Raw genomic sequence first — 12,187 nt, forward strand, 5'->3', positions numbered from 1 at the left:
CGATCATCGCCTAGGGGGGATAGCAGACTCTACCGCGAGAGGGGGTTGCGCGCAGTTCCCAGTTTGCCTACCGTACCTATCAAGCGAGACGTCAAGCCCCCCTAGGCAAACCGGGGGTGGTCTGTCGTGGCTGCTTGACCTGCACAGAAGTGCCCGGAGGAAAGCCCGCGGGGTGAGTACGAAGGAAGCACAGGCTCTTTGACAACTGAATGGGGATCACGCCGCCTCTCCTCGGCCAAGTAGGCGGCCACACGGAATCTCACGTGTGCGGTACAGCGCGACTCGACCTTTCCGCAGCTCAACGCTGCGGCCGGTTGCCTCCGCTGCTCGTCTCGTACGAGCAGCGCTGAGGGGAGCCGGAGATCCGACTTCAACGGCGAGCGGTCCCCGGGTGGCACCCCGGGGACCGCGTTCGGGCCGTTCCACTGATTAGGGAGACACGACCCATGAAGCACATCGGTGCTGTTCAGGCGGTTGTTACCGCCGACGTTTTCGACTGCGAGCCGACGGCCGCGGAGCTGGACGCGATCGAGCGGGAGATGCCGTTCATCCTGGCCGGTGTCGAGCTGCTGGACGCGCAGATCACCACCCTTGACCGGACCCCGAGCGAGCTGGACGCGCGGCGGATCCGTCGGGCCCGTCGCCGGGTGCTGGCCGCGCGCCGTGAGCTGGCCAACCGCTCGATCACGTTCGCGGGGGTTGGGGCATGAGCGAACGCGAGATCCTCGACAGCTTCCCCGCTGGTCACCCGCGCGGGAGCTGGCCCGCGGAGGAGCGGGCCGTCGCGCTGCGGGAGCAGGGCGAGAGCGTCACGGTCGTCATGGACCTGGACACGGACCGCTTCCTGGTCGTCTCCAGGGCGGTGGCGGCATGAGGGAGAGCCTGACGCTGGATGAGGTGGCCGTGCCGCTGCGGGCGCTGCGTCTGCTGGCGGTGGACTTCGGGCACCTGCCGGCTCCGAGCGTGCACGTGTCCACGATCTACCCGCAGCGCCTGGAGCTGACGTTCTACGACGACCTTTCCGGCTTCGAGAGGTGGCGGGAGGCGCTGGGGATCGTCCCGGAGGCGGTGACCTATCGCGAGCAGAATGACGGGCAGACCGGGGTCCTGCGCGCGGGCGTCGACCATGCGGGCGCCGCGGTCCACCTGACGGGCTACGCGGATATCGTCACCCCGGTACCGGCCGGGGGTGCGGCGTGAGTGCCGCGGCTCGCGTCGACGCGTCGTTGACGCCCGTCGAAGCCACCTCGACGCCCGTCGCTGTGGATCGTGCCATCACCGCGCTGGCTGCGGTGCTCACGGTGTTGCTGACGGCGGTGGCGTTCTGGCTCTCCTATGAGCACTTGCAGGAGGTTGCCGCCCGGCACGGCATGCAGGAAGCGGTCGCCCGCTCCTGGGCGTGGCCGGCCACGGTGGATTTGTTCATCGTGATCGGAGAGCTGCTGATCCTGCGCGCCTCCCTCGCCCACCGGGTCGACTGGTGGGCCATTGGCCTGGTCACCGCAGGTGACGGCGCCTCCATCGCGCTGAACGTGGCCGGTGTCGGGCAGGACGCGGACGCCCTGAACTACGTGGTGGCCGCGGTTCCCCCGGTGGCCGCGCTGCTGGCGTTCGGGGCGCTGATGCGGCAGGTGCACGCCTACCTTGCCCGCCGCGCTTCGACGGGCGTCGACGCACCCTCGACGCCCGTCGACGTGCGCGTCGACCGCGAGCCCGAGACACCGGCCGCGCCTGTGCCTCCGGTGCTCGATCCGGTGCCCGTGGCTCCGGCTGTGCCGGTGGCGCCGGTGGCCGGGTCGACGCCCGTCGACCCGGAGCCGGCCTCCGTCGACGCGGCCTCGACGCCCGTCGACCTGTGCGCGCCGGTGGTCTACGCGAACCGAATCGATCAGTTGGTGCGGGCGCTGTATGGCACGGATTTCGTGCAGCCGAGTACGGCGCGGATGACGCAGGCGATGACGGCGGCGGGGCTGGGGGCGTCGGAGTCGACGGCCCGCACCGCGCGTGGCCGGGTCAAGGCCCGTGAACCGTACCTGGCCGACCTTCCCGCCACGATCGCCGGCTGAACGGCAGGACGGCGCTCATGTCGTACTCCTTCGCCAAGTGCTTCGACCCCACCGGCGCCCGCCACGGGATACCCACCTTCCCCTGGCGCTACGCCCCGGACGGTCTGGCCACCCGCCGTCAGCTCCGCGCCCGGGGCCTGCGCCCCGGCGGTCAGCCGATCGCGGGGCAGGTGCTGCGCCCGCGCTACCGGCGCGGCCCGCTGGTGGCCTACCTCTACCGCCTCGACCGGGCCAAGCCCGTGCGCCCGATGACGCCGGCCAAGCGGGCCGCGCTGGCCAGGGCGAATACCGCGCGCCGCACGTGCCCGCAGTGCCGGCGCGATGCCGGCTACGTCATCCCCACCTCGCTGGGGGTGTGCGTGCCCTGCGCCTTTCCCGATGACGAACAGCGCGCCGCCTGAACATCCCTCAACCTGTCTGGGAGTTTCGCTGTGACCAGCCGTACCCGCCCCCGCCGCACCGTGAAGGTGCCCGCCGGGGCCACCACTGTCCGTATCCCGCGCCAGCGCGGGCGCCGTAGTGCTCAGCCGTTCGTGGTCGTGATGCCCGAACGCCCCTCCCTCACCCGCGAAACCCTGGCCGCCGTGGGAGCTCTGCTGTGGCACTTCCGCGGCGCGCTGGCCCCCACCGGCTTCGCCGTGCTCGCCCTGGTGGTGAGCGCCGTCCTGCACATGATCGCGTGGTGGTCGGGTTTGGTCCTGGCCCCTGTCGCGGCGGGTCCGCTGGTGTGGCTGCTGGTCATGCAGCGCCGCCGCCCCGCCGCCGGCACCGCCCTGGCCTGGCGTATCGCCCTGGCCGCCCTGGCCGCCTCCTCGCTGGCGTGGCTGGCGCTGGCCGCCGGCTTCGGGCCGCTGGCCGGAGCGCTGGAGGTGTGGTGGCTGCTGATGCTGCTCACCGCACAGACCGCCTGGCTCATCGTCCGCCGCACCCACTGAGCTGAGAAGAGACCTCCATGGCAGACAAGGGCAACAAGTTCGCCAACGCGGGAGCCGCGGCCGGCGGGTTCGTCGGTGCGATGGGCAGTACGTTCGTCCCGCCCGTCAACATCAACATTAACCGGGGCAACGGCGCGGTCGTCCAGCACGCGCAGGGCAGCTCGCTGCTTCCGGCCCCGGAGTTCACCTCCCCGGCGCAGGTGCGCGACTACTGCAACACCCTGCGGGCCGCCGGCGTGACGCTCTCCATCGAGGTGGCCATGGGCGCGGAGATCCTCAAGGGCGTCCTGGCCGCGGTCCCCGACCCGGACGGGCGCGCTTTCGGCTCCCGCATCCGGGCCGCGAAGGTGGCCCGCAAGATGCAGAAAGCCGCCGATGACCTGCGCCATGCCGCGCGCAGCGCCGCCGCCTGCTACGCCACCTTCCAGCAGGAATACGAGGAGGAGATCAACCGGGTGCGCCACCGTGCCCGCAAGCCGCAGGCGCCGGTCATGAACTGGGCCCAGCAGTAGAAAGGGAGGCCACCGTATGAGCAGGAACACCCGCGGCCGCAGCCGCGCGGACTTTCCCGAGGAGGGGAGCGTCATGGCCCCCTACCCGCTGGCCGGCCAGAGCACGGGCGGCAGCATCGGCGCCTACCTCCTCAACCGGGCCAAGCCGCACCTTCCCCCCTGGCTGGGAGTCGGGGCGGCCGGTGTGGCCGGAGCGCTCGGAAACTGGCGCTGGGGCGAGTCCGCCGCCGCTGGCGTCGGCCTCACCCTCGCGTCCGTGGCGCTGTCCGGCGCCACCTGGTGGATCGGCCGCTCCACCAGCGCGCAACGGCGCCTGCACTCCGCGATCACCGTGGCGTCCGGGTCGGCCTGGGTGACCGCCGCCTGCCTGGCCGGACCGATGGCCGGTCCGCTGGACGATCTGTACCTGATGGGCGGGCCCGCGCTGGCGCTGTCCTGGAACGTGCGGATGCTCCTGCGCACCTCCGACCCCTCGGGCGAGAGCGGCGACAAGGGCCTGCTGGAGAAGGTCGGACTGGCCCGGGCGCAGATCGGCGCGGCGAAGGTGGAGCCCAACCGGGTCACCGCTCCTGTCGCGCTCGCCCCGGGCGAGCAGACCAACGAGGACATGGCCAAAGCCCTGGGCAACCTCGCCTCCGCCCTGGACCTGCCGACTTCCGCCGTGCGCTACACCCCCGACCCCGACTCGAACCGGCGTGGGGAGCTGGTCATCGTCCCCGAAGACATGCTGTCGGAGGTGGTGGAGTGGGAGGGACCGTCGAACGTGGGCGGCTCGATCGCCGATCCGCTGGTCATCGGCCGCTACGACGACGGCGCCCCGCTGCTCATCTGGCTGCCCGGCGACCCGGAGGCGGGCCGCAACTCCACCCACATCCTCATTGCCGGCGGGACCGGCTCCGGCAAGGGCGACGCCGCCCTCAACCTCCTCACCGAGGTGCTCTCGCGCCGGGACGTCATCGTGTGGTTCTCCGACCCCAAGATGTACCAGGACTTCGCCACCCTGCGCCCCGCCCTCGACTGGGCCGCGGAAGGCGGCGCATCCACAGAGATCCAGGTGGCCGCGGTGGAAGCCGTCATCCCCGCCCGTACCCGCTGGCTGGGGGCGCACGGCTACCGCCAGTGGGTCCCCGAAGCCGCTAAGACACAGAACAGCGCCGAGCACACCTGCCGGCCGGACGGGACGGCGTGCGGGTGCGCGGGGATGCCGTTCCTGGTCACCTGGTTCGAGGAGGCCGCCAACACCCTGCGCGCGCTGGGTGATAGCGCGTTCACCGGCATCGCCCAGGAAGCCCGCTCCGCGGGCGTCTGCCTGATCGTCTCCCTTCAGCGCCCCTCCTACGACCAGATGTCGACCAGCACGCGTGCGTCCCTGCCATCGGTCATCGCCCTCGGGTGCGACCCGCGGGACGAGGGATTCTCCCTGCCGGACGAGGTGCTGGCCGCGGGCGCGCACCCCGGGGCGTGGGGCAACCGGCGGCCCGGCTACTGCTACGCCGTCTCCCCCGGCATCCCCGAGGACCGCTACGCCTCCCCGGGCCGCACCCGGCGCTTCACCCACCGGGCACTGCCGGTCATGGAAATGCTCGCCACCTGGACCCAGCGCAACGGCGCCGGCGCCGACCCCGTCACTGCCGGGGCCGCTCGCAGCGTCGCCGGCACCGCCTACACCGGCCGCCCCGACGAAGACGCCGCCGCGCAGCCGGCAGGACTGCGGGCCGTTCAGGAGGACGACATGGACACCGTCGGCCCGCGGGTGGACCCGGAAGACGTCGACATCGATCCGGAAGCCGACCTGCCCGGCGCGCAGGCCGGCGACGATACGCCGATCTTCGGGCAGGAGTCGGGGCGTAAGCCGTCGCCGGAGGAGGCGCGGGAACTGTTCGCCCAAGCGCTCGCGGAGTTCGAGCACAACGGACAGATGATCGTGGGCCCGGTCGACTTCATGGACTGGTGCGACCGGCACAACCTGGGTCGCTCCTGGGTGTCCAAGCGGCTGAAGGAAGCCGCCCTCGACGGCCGCCTGGAAGCGACGAACATCACCGGCCGTTGGCGCATCGTCCCCGTCCTCACGGCCGCCTGACGCCCGTCACACGTGACGGGCCCGTCACACCCAAACCCCTAGGCAGACACGGGTGTGACGCGTCATCACACCCGCCCGTCACACCCTCTGACGCCTACGCGTCACACCCACCCGCACGCGCCCGCACGCCCCTGCGGACGCGTGCGCTCGGCTCACCCGAAGGGAGCCGTCGATGGCTCACCGAGACCCGCCGGGGATCATCGCCCCGCACGTCCCCGCCGACGCCTACCGCCGCGCCGAAGCCACTGGCGCGCCGGTCGTCATCGTCGTCCACACCACCGGCCCGGCCGGCCTTCCGTGGCGCCGGATCCTCATCCCGCTCGCCGTCGCCGCAGCCGCGGCCCTGGGCGGCTGGGGGCTGGTCGTCGCGCTGTGCGCGCTGCTCGACGCCGCCGCCCACACCGCAACCGTCATCGCCGGAGCCGCCGGACCCCTCGGCATCGGAGGAATCACCCTCCGCCTCACCCGCACCAAGCACCTCTAGCTACGCCCGGGGCGACCGCCCCTCTCGGCAAAGATTCGCGGTCGCCCCGGCCCAACCGTCCTCAACAGACCTGTTGGAGGTCTCCAGCATGACCCAACCCACCACGATCCGGCGAGTGCGCGGCCACCGGCCGCGGCTGCTGGACGCGTTCTGCCGCCAGGGCGGAGCAGGCAAAGGCTACAACGACGCCGGTTTTGACGTGACCGGCATCGACATCGACCCCCAGCCGCTCTACCCCTACCGGTTCGTCCAGGGCGACGCGGTCGACTTCATCCGCGAGCACGGAGCCGAATTCGACTTCATCCACACCTCACCCCCGTGCCAGCTCGACAGCGACTGCCAGCGCCTGCACAGCAACACCCACCCCGACCTCATCGAGCCCACCCGCGCCGCCCTGGAAACGACCGGCCGCCCGTGGGTGATCGAGAACGTACGGGGTGCGCTGCCCAAGCTCCGTGAACCGGTGATGCTCTGCGGGACGATGTTCGCCCTGAAGACCTACCGGCACCGGTACTTCGAGCCCGGCGGCGGCTTCACGCTCGACCAGCCTCCGCATCCGGCGCACACGGTGCCGCAGGCGAAGATGGGCCGCCCCGTCCCGCCGGGTCACTACGGGCAGTTCGTCGGCAACTTCTCCGGCGTGCCCCTCGCCCGCCGCGTCATGGGCGTGCCGTGGATGACCCGCGACGGCATCCGCGAATGCATCCCGCCCGCCTACGCCGAACACATCGGCCGCACCGCCCTGCGCTCCCTGGCTCCCGCGTGGGAGGTGGCGGCATGAACGCAGACCCGACAACCATCCCGCGGGCCCGTACGGCGGGAGCTCCCGCCGCGGGCTCAATGCGGTTCTACCTGACCACCCACAAACGGCACTGGCTACGCCTGACCGACGTGCCGCTGTTCCTCAAGTCCGAGCACTTCGACCGCGCCGTGAAGTGGGACGTGGCCCAAGGCCCGTACGCGGTCGACTCCGGCGGGTTCATGGAACTGAAGGAAAAGGGCACCTGGACCCGCACCCCGCGCCAGTACATCGACTCTCTGCGCCGCATCTGGGAGCACGCCGGCCCCTACGACTGGGCCGCGCAACAGGACTGGATGTGTGAGGACGCCATCATCCACGGCGGCACCTTCGGCGGGCAGTACTTCGTCGGCACTCACCTCAGCGTCGCCGAACACCAGCGCCTCACGGTGGCCAACTTCCTGGAACTGCGCTCCCTCGCCCCGGACCTGCGCATCGCCCCCGTTCTGCAGGGGCGCAGCATCCCGCAATACGAGCGGTGCGTGGAGCTGTTCGAGAACGCCGGGGTCGACCTGCGGCGTGAGCCGGTAGTGGGGCTCGGGTCGGTGTGCCGGTTGCAGTCCACCCGCGAGGGCGCAGCCATCGTTACCGCGATGGCCGCGCACGGCTTCAAGCTGCACGGCTTCGGCTTCAAGATCCTGGGCCTGGAACGCGTCGGGCATCTGCTCGCGTCCGCGGACTCCGCCGCGTGGAGCTCCCACGCGCGCCGCCGCCCGCCGCTGCCCGGCCACCCGCACAAGAACTGCGCGAACTGCATCGACTATGCCCTGAAGTGGCGCGAGCGCGTCATCAGCGCGATCCCTACCCACCGGCAGACGCTGCTCACCGATCAGGAGGCGGCATGAACACCCACCTGATGAACGCCGCGCTGAACGCTGCTGAGCGCGGCTGGCCCGTCTTCCCCCTGCGGCCGGGCACGAAGCGGCCCGCCCTGCACAGTGAGACGGCGTGCCCCCGTACCGGCCCGTGTGCGAGTGGCCACGCGAAGTGGGAACAGCGCGCCACCACCGACCCCGACCGTATCCGCGCGGCCTGGGCGCGGGCGCCGTTCAACGTCGGCATTGCCACCGGCCCCGCCGGCCTGCTCGTCATCGACCTGGACAGGCCCAAAAGCCAGGACAACAGCAACGGCAGTGCGGACGCGCCTTGCGGCGCGGCGACCTTCAAGGCGCTCTGCGAGCGCACCGGGCTCCCCGTCCCGCGCACCCGCACGATCCGGACCGCGAGCGGCGGGCAGCACCTGTACTTCACCGCCCCCGCCGCGGTGCGGCTGCACAACACCGCCGGGACCCTCGCCCCGCTGGTCGACACCCGGGCATGGGGCGGCTACGTCGTTGCCGCCGGCAGCACTGTCGACGGCCGCATGTATGAGGTTGCGGGCCCCGCGCTCCTCAGCCCTCTGCCCCCGGCGCTGCTGGCCCTGCTCGTCCCGCCGCACCCATCCACCTCACCCCGGCCCGCGCCGGCACCGGTGGCGCGCACGGGGCGGGGTGCTGAGGCCGCGCTGATCTGGGGGCGCAGGAACGTGCGGCAGGCCCCGGAGGGCACACGCAACGCCCGGCTTCTGGAGAGCGCCCGCGCCATGGGCCGCTTCGTCGCATGGGGCGACATCCCCCGCCACGTGGTCGAAGACGCTTTTCAAGGAGAGGGAGAGGCCGCCGGACTCACCGCGGCCGAGTGCCGGTCCACGATCCGCAGCGCACTGGACTGGTCAATCCGTACATGCCGCCCGAGGACGGCAGCATGACCAGCCACCCCGTCCCCCTCTTGAAAAGCATCCCCGGCACCCCCACCGGGTCCGGCATCGCCGAACCGGCCGATCCCGCGACCGGCCGTAGCGCGCCGAAGGTCGCCGCCGAAGGCGTCCGCATTGCTTTTGGCCGTGACCCGGACGTGGTCACCGTCTCCGGCATCTGGCAGGGGTTGCAGGTGCAGTTCACCCACCCGCCCGTAGCCGACTGGCTCTGTGCCTGCGGGCACCACGAACGCGTCCGGGGCCGTTCTGCCGTCATCGAACTCACCATCCGCGTCACCGTCGGCATCTGCCCGCACGGCACCACGCAGGAAGGAAGGGCCGCCGCATGAGCGCACCCGACCCCATCGACGGCGCGACGCTGCTGGATGAGGTGGAAGCCTTCCACCGGCGCTTCAACGTCTTTCCCACCGAAGCCGCCTACGTCGCTGTCACCCTGTGGGACGCCCACGCCCACCTGCTCGACGCGTTCGACTCCACACCCCGGCTCGCGTTCCTCTCACCCGAACCCGGGTCGGGGAAGTCCCGAGCGCTGGAGGTGGTGGAAGCTCTCGTGCCGCGGTCCATGGCCGCAGTCGACGCCTCCGCCTCCGCGCTGTTCCGCTCCGTGTCCGGCGTTGACGGTGGCCGGCCCACGATCCTGTTCGACGAGATTGACACGATCTTCGGGCCGAAAGCCGGGGAGAACGAACAGCTCCGCGGGTTCATCAACGCCGGCCACACCCGCGGACGCGTCATGTACCGGTGCGTCGGGGACGGCTCCAACCAGCAGGTACAGGGCTTCCCCTCGTACTGCGCCGTCGCGGTCGCCGGACTCGGCTCCCTGCCCGACACGATCATGACGCGGTCCGTCATCGTCCGCATGCGCCGGCGGGCCCGCAACGAGACGATCGAGCAGTGGCGCACCCGCATCCACGTGCGGGAGGGCAACGCCCTGCGGGACCGGCTCGCCAAGTGGGCCGAAACCGTCCAGGACCAGGTCACCGACGTCTTCCCCGAGATGCCCGAAGGGGTGGCCGACCGGCCCGCGGACGTGTGGGAACCCCTGCTGGCCATCGCGGACGCGGTCGGCGGGCACTGGCCGCAGCGGGCCCGGGAAGCCTGCCTGACCATGGTCAAAGCCTCTCGCGCCAACGACAAGGGCAGCATCGGCGTCCGGCTCCTGACCGACCTGCGCGACCACGTCCTGGCTGGCATCGACCGCCTGCCCACCGTCGCCATCTTGGACCGGCTCAACGCCCTCGATGACGCGCCGTGGGCCGACTTCAACGGCAAGCCGCTCGACTCCCGTCGGCTCTCCAAGATGCTCAGCGAGTACGTCACCGCCGACGGAGATCCGATCAGCTCCCGCAACATCAAAACCGGCGGGGGCGGGGTCCTCAAGGGCTACTACGCCACCGATCTGCACGACGCGTGGCAACGCTACTGCCCCCCACCCCCGGAAAGTCCGCTACCTCCGCTACCGGGCACCGAAAACACGGCCTGACCAGCAACAACACGGTAGCGGCAACCGGCACCAGTTGCCGCTACCCCAACGCTACCCATCCGCTACCGCTACCCCTTCCCGCTACCTCAAACAGGCCCCTGACCTGCACGGTAGCGGCGGTAGCGGAAGTAGCGGACTTCCCAGAGGGACCCCGGGACGTCTCACCCGAGAAGGAGTCACGGCCTTGCCCAGCACCGAGAAGCTCGAACTCCGCGAAGTCCTCAAAGAGATCAAGATGAGCCGCGCCGCGTTCTACCGGATGCGCGCCCGCGGCAAGGCTCCCAAGCTCATCAAGCTCCCCAACGGGCAACTCCGCTGCCGAAGGAGCGACCTTGACGCGTGGTGGGCGAAGCACGAGATGAGCGTCTGAACTAGACCGCCCCGGAGGGGCCCCGCCGACTGATCGGCGGGGCCCCTCCTTCCGTGTGAGGGAGATCAATGCACAGCTACGACGTGCGCCTTTGGAGCGTGCGGAAACGCCCCAGCAAGGCAGCTCCGTTCCAACTTCGCTGGCAGGTGGATGGGACGGAGTTTCAGGAGAGGTTCACGACCAAGACGCTCGCGGACGCCCGCCGGGCGGAGCTCCTGACGGCTACCCGGAAGGGCGAGCCATTCGATGCAGAGACCGGGCTCCCCGTCTCCGAGGTGCGTGAGCGCAACCGCACGAGCTGGTACGCCCACGCGCGTGCTCACGCCGCCCGGAAGTGGCCGACAGCGGCAGCGAAGCACCGGGCGAGCATCGCGGAGAGCCTGACCATCGCCACGATGGCGTTGTGCCCTGCGGGCCGCGGGCGCCCGGAAGACGAGTTGCTGCGCCGCGCCCTCTATCAGTGGGGGTTCAATGCCGGTCGTCATGACCAGGACCCTCCGGAAGCGGAGGCCGGAGCCCTGGCATGGGTAGAGCGCAATGCGCCGGCCGTGGTCGACCTGGACAACGCCAAGCGCGTGCGCACCGTGCTGGAACACCTGGCCAAGCGGCAGGACGGAAAGCCAGCCGCAGCGAACACCTTTCGGCGCCGCCGTGCGGTGCTGAGCAATTGCCTCCGTCTGGCCGTCGAACACGAGTTGCTGCCCGGCAATCCCTTGCTTCGGGTGCACTGGGAGACCCCCAAAACCGTGGAAGAGCTGGACGTACGCAGCGTTGCCACACCCGCCCAAGCGCGGGCGCTGCTGGACGCCGTCCGCGCGCAGGGTCCGCGCGGTGCTCACCTGGTCGCGTTCTTCGCCTGCATCTACTACGCCGCGATGCGACCCGAGGAAGTGTCCATGCTGAGTCCGGACCAGTGTGAACTGCCCGACGAGGGATGGGGGCGGCTCATGCTCGCCGGCGCCCGCCCGCAGGTGGGTTCCGCCTGGACCGACGACGGCAAGCCGTACGAGGAACGGCAACTGAAGCACCGAGCCCTCCGCGCGGTTCGGCCCGTTCCCATTCCGCCGGTCCTGGTCGCCATCCTGCGGACGCACATCAAGACGTTCGGCACCACGGCCGGTAGCCAACTGTTCAGCGCGGTACGGGGCGGCCCGGTCCGCTCGCAGGAGTACGGCGCGGTGTGGAAGGAGGCTCGCAGGAAGGCGCTCACCGCCGCGCAGGTGGCCTCTCCGCTGGCCGCCATTCCGTACGACCTACGGCACGCCTGTGTGTCGTTCTGGCTCCGCTCAGGGGTGAGCCTCGCCGAGACGGCACGGCGCGCGGGACAGAGCGTCGCCGTCCTCCAGCGCTACTACGCCAAGGTGCTGGACGGCGAGGAATCGAAGATGAACGCCCTGATCGAGCAGGGGTTGGCGGAGCACGGAGAGGGAGCCGAGGGGCCCTGAATCCTGGCCGCAGGTTGGCCGCACGCGCTGGTCAGGAGTGGGATACCACCGAATCAGGGTGAGACAAGGTCACACAGAAGGGGTGCCGCTCCGGAGAGTGGCACCCCTTCTGACCTGCACAACGTCTGACCTGCGCGGTGGGTGTGGGATTTGAACCCACGGTCACATCGCTGCGACGACGGTTTTCAAGACCGTTCCCTTAGGCCGCTCGGGCAACCCACCTGGGCCCGTCCCGCCTGGGACGAAGCGGGTACAGA

Annotated in this window: 16 protein-coding genes and 1 tRNA gene; 16 read left to right on the plus strand and 1 reads right to left on the minus strand. The window is 70.8% G+C overall.

Features of this window, described 5'->3' with window-relative positions; genetic code table 11:
• Positions 1-446: 446 nt before the first annotated feature.
• From KM933_RS05790 to KM933_RS05865, 16 genes are all read left to right on the plus strand, one after another.
• Entirely contained in the window at positions 447-710 is a 264-nt protein-coding gene (locus KM933_RS05790) for a DUF6284 family protein (RefSeq protein WP_221348783.1), read from the plus strand.
• Positions 707-874 (plus strand): hypothetical protein, encoded by a 168-nt coding sequence (locus KM933_RS05795; protein WP_221348786.1) that lies wholly within the window; start codon positions 707-709, stop codon positions 872-874. Before KM933_RS05790 ends, KM933_RS05795 begins: the two co-directional genes overlap by 4 nt.
• Positions 871-1,200 (plus strand): hypothetical protein, encoded by a 330-nt coding sequence (locus tag KM933_RS05800; RefSeq protein ID WP_221348787.1) that lies wholly within the window; start codon positions 871-873, stop codon positions 1,198-1,200. Before KM933_RS05795 ends, KM933_RS05800 begins: the two co-directional genes overlap by 4 nt.
• Entirely contained in the window at positions 1,197-2,066 is an 870-nt protein-coding gene (locus KM933_RS05805; protein ID WP_221348790.1) for a DUF2637 domain-containing protein, read from the plus strand. Before KM933_RS05800 ends, KM933_RS05805 begins: the two co-directional genes overlap by 4 nt.
• A gap of 17 nt (positions 2,067-2,083) precedes the next feature.
• Positions 2,084-2,467: an RRQRL motif-containing zinc-binding protein gene (locus tag KM933_RS05810; RefSeq protein WP_221348792.1), complete on the plus strand. Its 384-nt coding sequence runs from the start codon at positions 2,084-2,086 to the stop codon at positions 2,465-2,467.
• 30 nt (positions 2,468-2,497) lie between these two features.
• Positions 2,498-3,001 carry a hypothetical protein gene (locus tag KM933_RS05815; RefSeq protein WP_221348794.1) on the plus strand — a complete coding sequence of 168 codons (504 nt, stop codon included), beginning with the start codon at positions 2,498-2,500 and terminating at the stop codon, positions 2,999-3,001.
• 17 nt (positions 3,002-3,018) lie between these two features.
• Positions 3,019-3,513: a plasmid transfer protein TraA gene (gene traA / locus KM933_RS05820; protein WP_221348796.1), complete on the plus strand. Its 495-nt coding sequence runs from the start codon at positions 3,019-3,021 to the stop codon at positions 3,511-3,513.
• Positions 3,514-3,586: 73 nt separating this feature from the next.
• A complete protein-coding gene (traB, locus tag KM933_RS05825) occupies positions 3,587-5,593 on the plus strand; it encodes a plasmid transfer protein TraB (protein WP_221348999.1) in 2,007 nt (668 codons plus the stop codon).
• A 172-nt stretch (positions 5,594-5,765) separates the two neighbouring features.
• Positions 5,766-6,077, plus strand: a complete 312-nt coding sequence (locus KM933_RS05830; protein ID WP_221348798.1) for a hypothetical protein — start codon at positions 5,766-5,768, stop codon at positions 6,075-6,077.
• A gap of 88 nt (positions 6,078-6,165) precedes the next feature.
• Positions 6,166-6,858, plus strand: coding sequence for a class I SAM-dependent methyltransferase (locus KM933_RS05835; RefSeq protein WP_221348800.1), 693 nt, complete (start codon positions 6,166-6,168; stop codon positions 6,856-6,858).
• A complete protein-coding gene (locus tag KM933_RS05840) occupies positions 6,855-7,721 on the plus strand; it encodes a deazapurine DNA modification protein DpdA family protein (RefSeq protein WP_260333094.1) in 867 nt (288 codons plus the stop codon). Before KM933_RS05835 ends, KM933_RS05840 begins: the two co-directional genes overlap by 4 nt.
• The gene (locus KM933_RS05845) at positions 7,718-8,623 is read left to right on the plus strand and encodes a bifunctional DNA primase/polymerase (protein WP_221348802.1); all 906 of its coding nucleotides are present in this window, start codon (positions 7,718-7,720) and stop codon (positions 8,621-8,623) included. The genes KM933_RS05840 and KM933_RS05845 overlap by 4 nt, the downstream gene beginning before the upstream one ends.
• Complete coding sequence (locus tag KM933_RS05850) at positions 8,599-8,961, plus strand: hypothetical protein (RefSeq protein WP_260333095.1); 363 nt, start codon at positions 8,599-8,601, stop codon at positions 8,959-8,961. The genes KM933_RS05845 and KM933_RS05850 overlap by 25 nt, the downstream gene beginning before the upstream one ends.
• Positions 8,958-10,115: a DUF3631 domain-containing protein gene (locus KM933_RS05855; RefSeq protein ID WP_221348804.1), complete on the plus strand. Its 1,158-nt coding sequence runs from the start codon at positions 8,958-8,960 to the stop codon at positions 10,113-10,115. Before KM933_RS05850 ends, KM933_RS05855 begins: the two co-directional genes overlap by 4 nt.
• 184 nt (positions 10,116-10,299) lie before the next feature.
• Positions 10,300-10,485 carry a helix-turn-helix transcriptional regulator gene (locus KM933_RS05860; RefSeq protein ID WP_221348806.1) on the plus strand — a complete coding sequence of 62 codons (186 nt, stop codon included), beginning with the start codon at positions 10,300-10,302 and terminating at the stop codon, positions 10,483-10,485.
• 68 nt (positions 10,486-10,553) lie between these two features.
• The gene (locus KM933_RS05865; protein ID WP_221348808.1) at positions 10,554-11,930 is read left to right on the plus strand and encodes a tyrosine-type recombinase/integrase; all 1,377 of its coding nucleotides are present in this window, start codon (positions 10,554-10,556) and stop codon (positions 11,928-11,930) included.
• 135 nt (positions 11,931-12,065) lie between these two features.
• On the opposite strand, the gene KM933_RS05870 is transcribed toward KM933_RS05865, so the two are convergent.
• A tRNA-Ser gene (locus KM933_RS05870) sits at positions 12,066-12,152 on the minus strand.
• Positions 12,153-12,187: the final 35 nt, after the last annotated feature.

This window comes from Streptomyces beigongshangae, from assembly GCF_019710745.1.
GTDB classification, from domain to species: Bacteria; Actinomycetota; Actinomycetes; order Streptomycetales; family Streptomycetaceae; genus Streptomyces; species Streptomyces beigongshangae.

Coding starts and splice junctions, on each gene's coding strand:
- KM933_RS05845 (WP_221348802.1), top strand. CDS start 7,718: ATGAACACCCACCTGATGAACGCCGCGCTGAACGCTGCTGAGCGCGGC.
- KM933_RS05800 (WP_221348787.1), top strand. CDS start 871: ATGAGGGAGAGCCTGACGCTGGATGAGGTGGCCGTGCCGCTGCGGGCG.
- KM933_RS05835 (WP_221348800.1), top strand. CDS start 6,166: ATGACCCAACCCACCACGATCCGGCGAGTGCGCGGCCACCGGCCGCGG.
- KM933_RS05850 (WP_260333095.1), top strand. CDS start 8,599: ATGCCGCCCGAGGACGGCAGCATGACCAGCCACCCCGTCCCCCTCTTG.
- KM933_RS05855 (WP_221348804.1), top strand. CDS start 8,958: ATGAGCGCACCCGACCCCATCGACGGCGCGACGCTGCTGGATGAGGTG.
- KM933_RS05810 (WP_221348792.1), top strand. CDS start 2,084: ATGTCGTACTCCTTCGCCAAGTGCTTCGACCCCACCGGCGCCCGCCAC.
- KM933_RS05790 (WP_221348783.1), top strand. CDS start 447: ATGAAGCACATCGGTGCTGTTCAGGCGGTTGTTACCGCCGACGTTTTC.
- KM933_RS05865 (WP_221348808.1), top strand. CDS start 10,554: ATGCACAGCTACGACGTGCGCCTTTGGAGCGTGCGGAAACGCCCCAGC.
- traB (WP_221348999.1), top strand. CDS start 3,587: ATGGCCCCCTACCCGCTGGCCGGCCAGAGCACGGGCGGCAGCATCGGC.
- traA (WP_221348796.1), top strand. CDS start 3,019: ATGGCAGACAAGGGCAACAAGTTCGCCAACGCGGGAGCCGCGGCCGGC.
- KM933_RS05830 (WP_221348798.1), top strand. CDS start 5,766: ATGGCTCACCGAGACCCGCCGGGGATCATCGCCCCGCACGTCCCCGCC.
- KM933_RS05795 (WP_221348786.1), top strand. CDS start 707: ATGAGCGAACGCGAGATCCTCGACAGCTTCCCCGCTGGTCACCCGCGC.
- KM933_RS05840 (WP_260333094.1), top strand. CDS start 6,855: ATGAACGCAGACCCGACAACCATCCCGCGGGCCCGTACGGCGGGAGCT.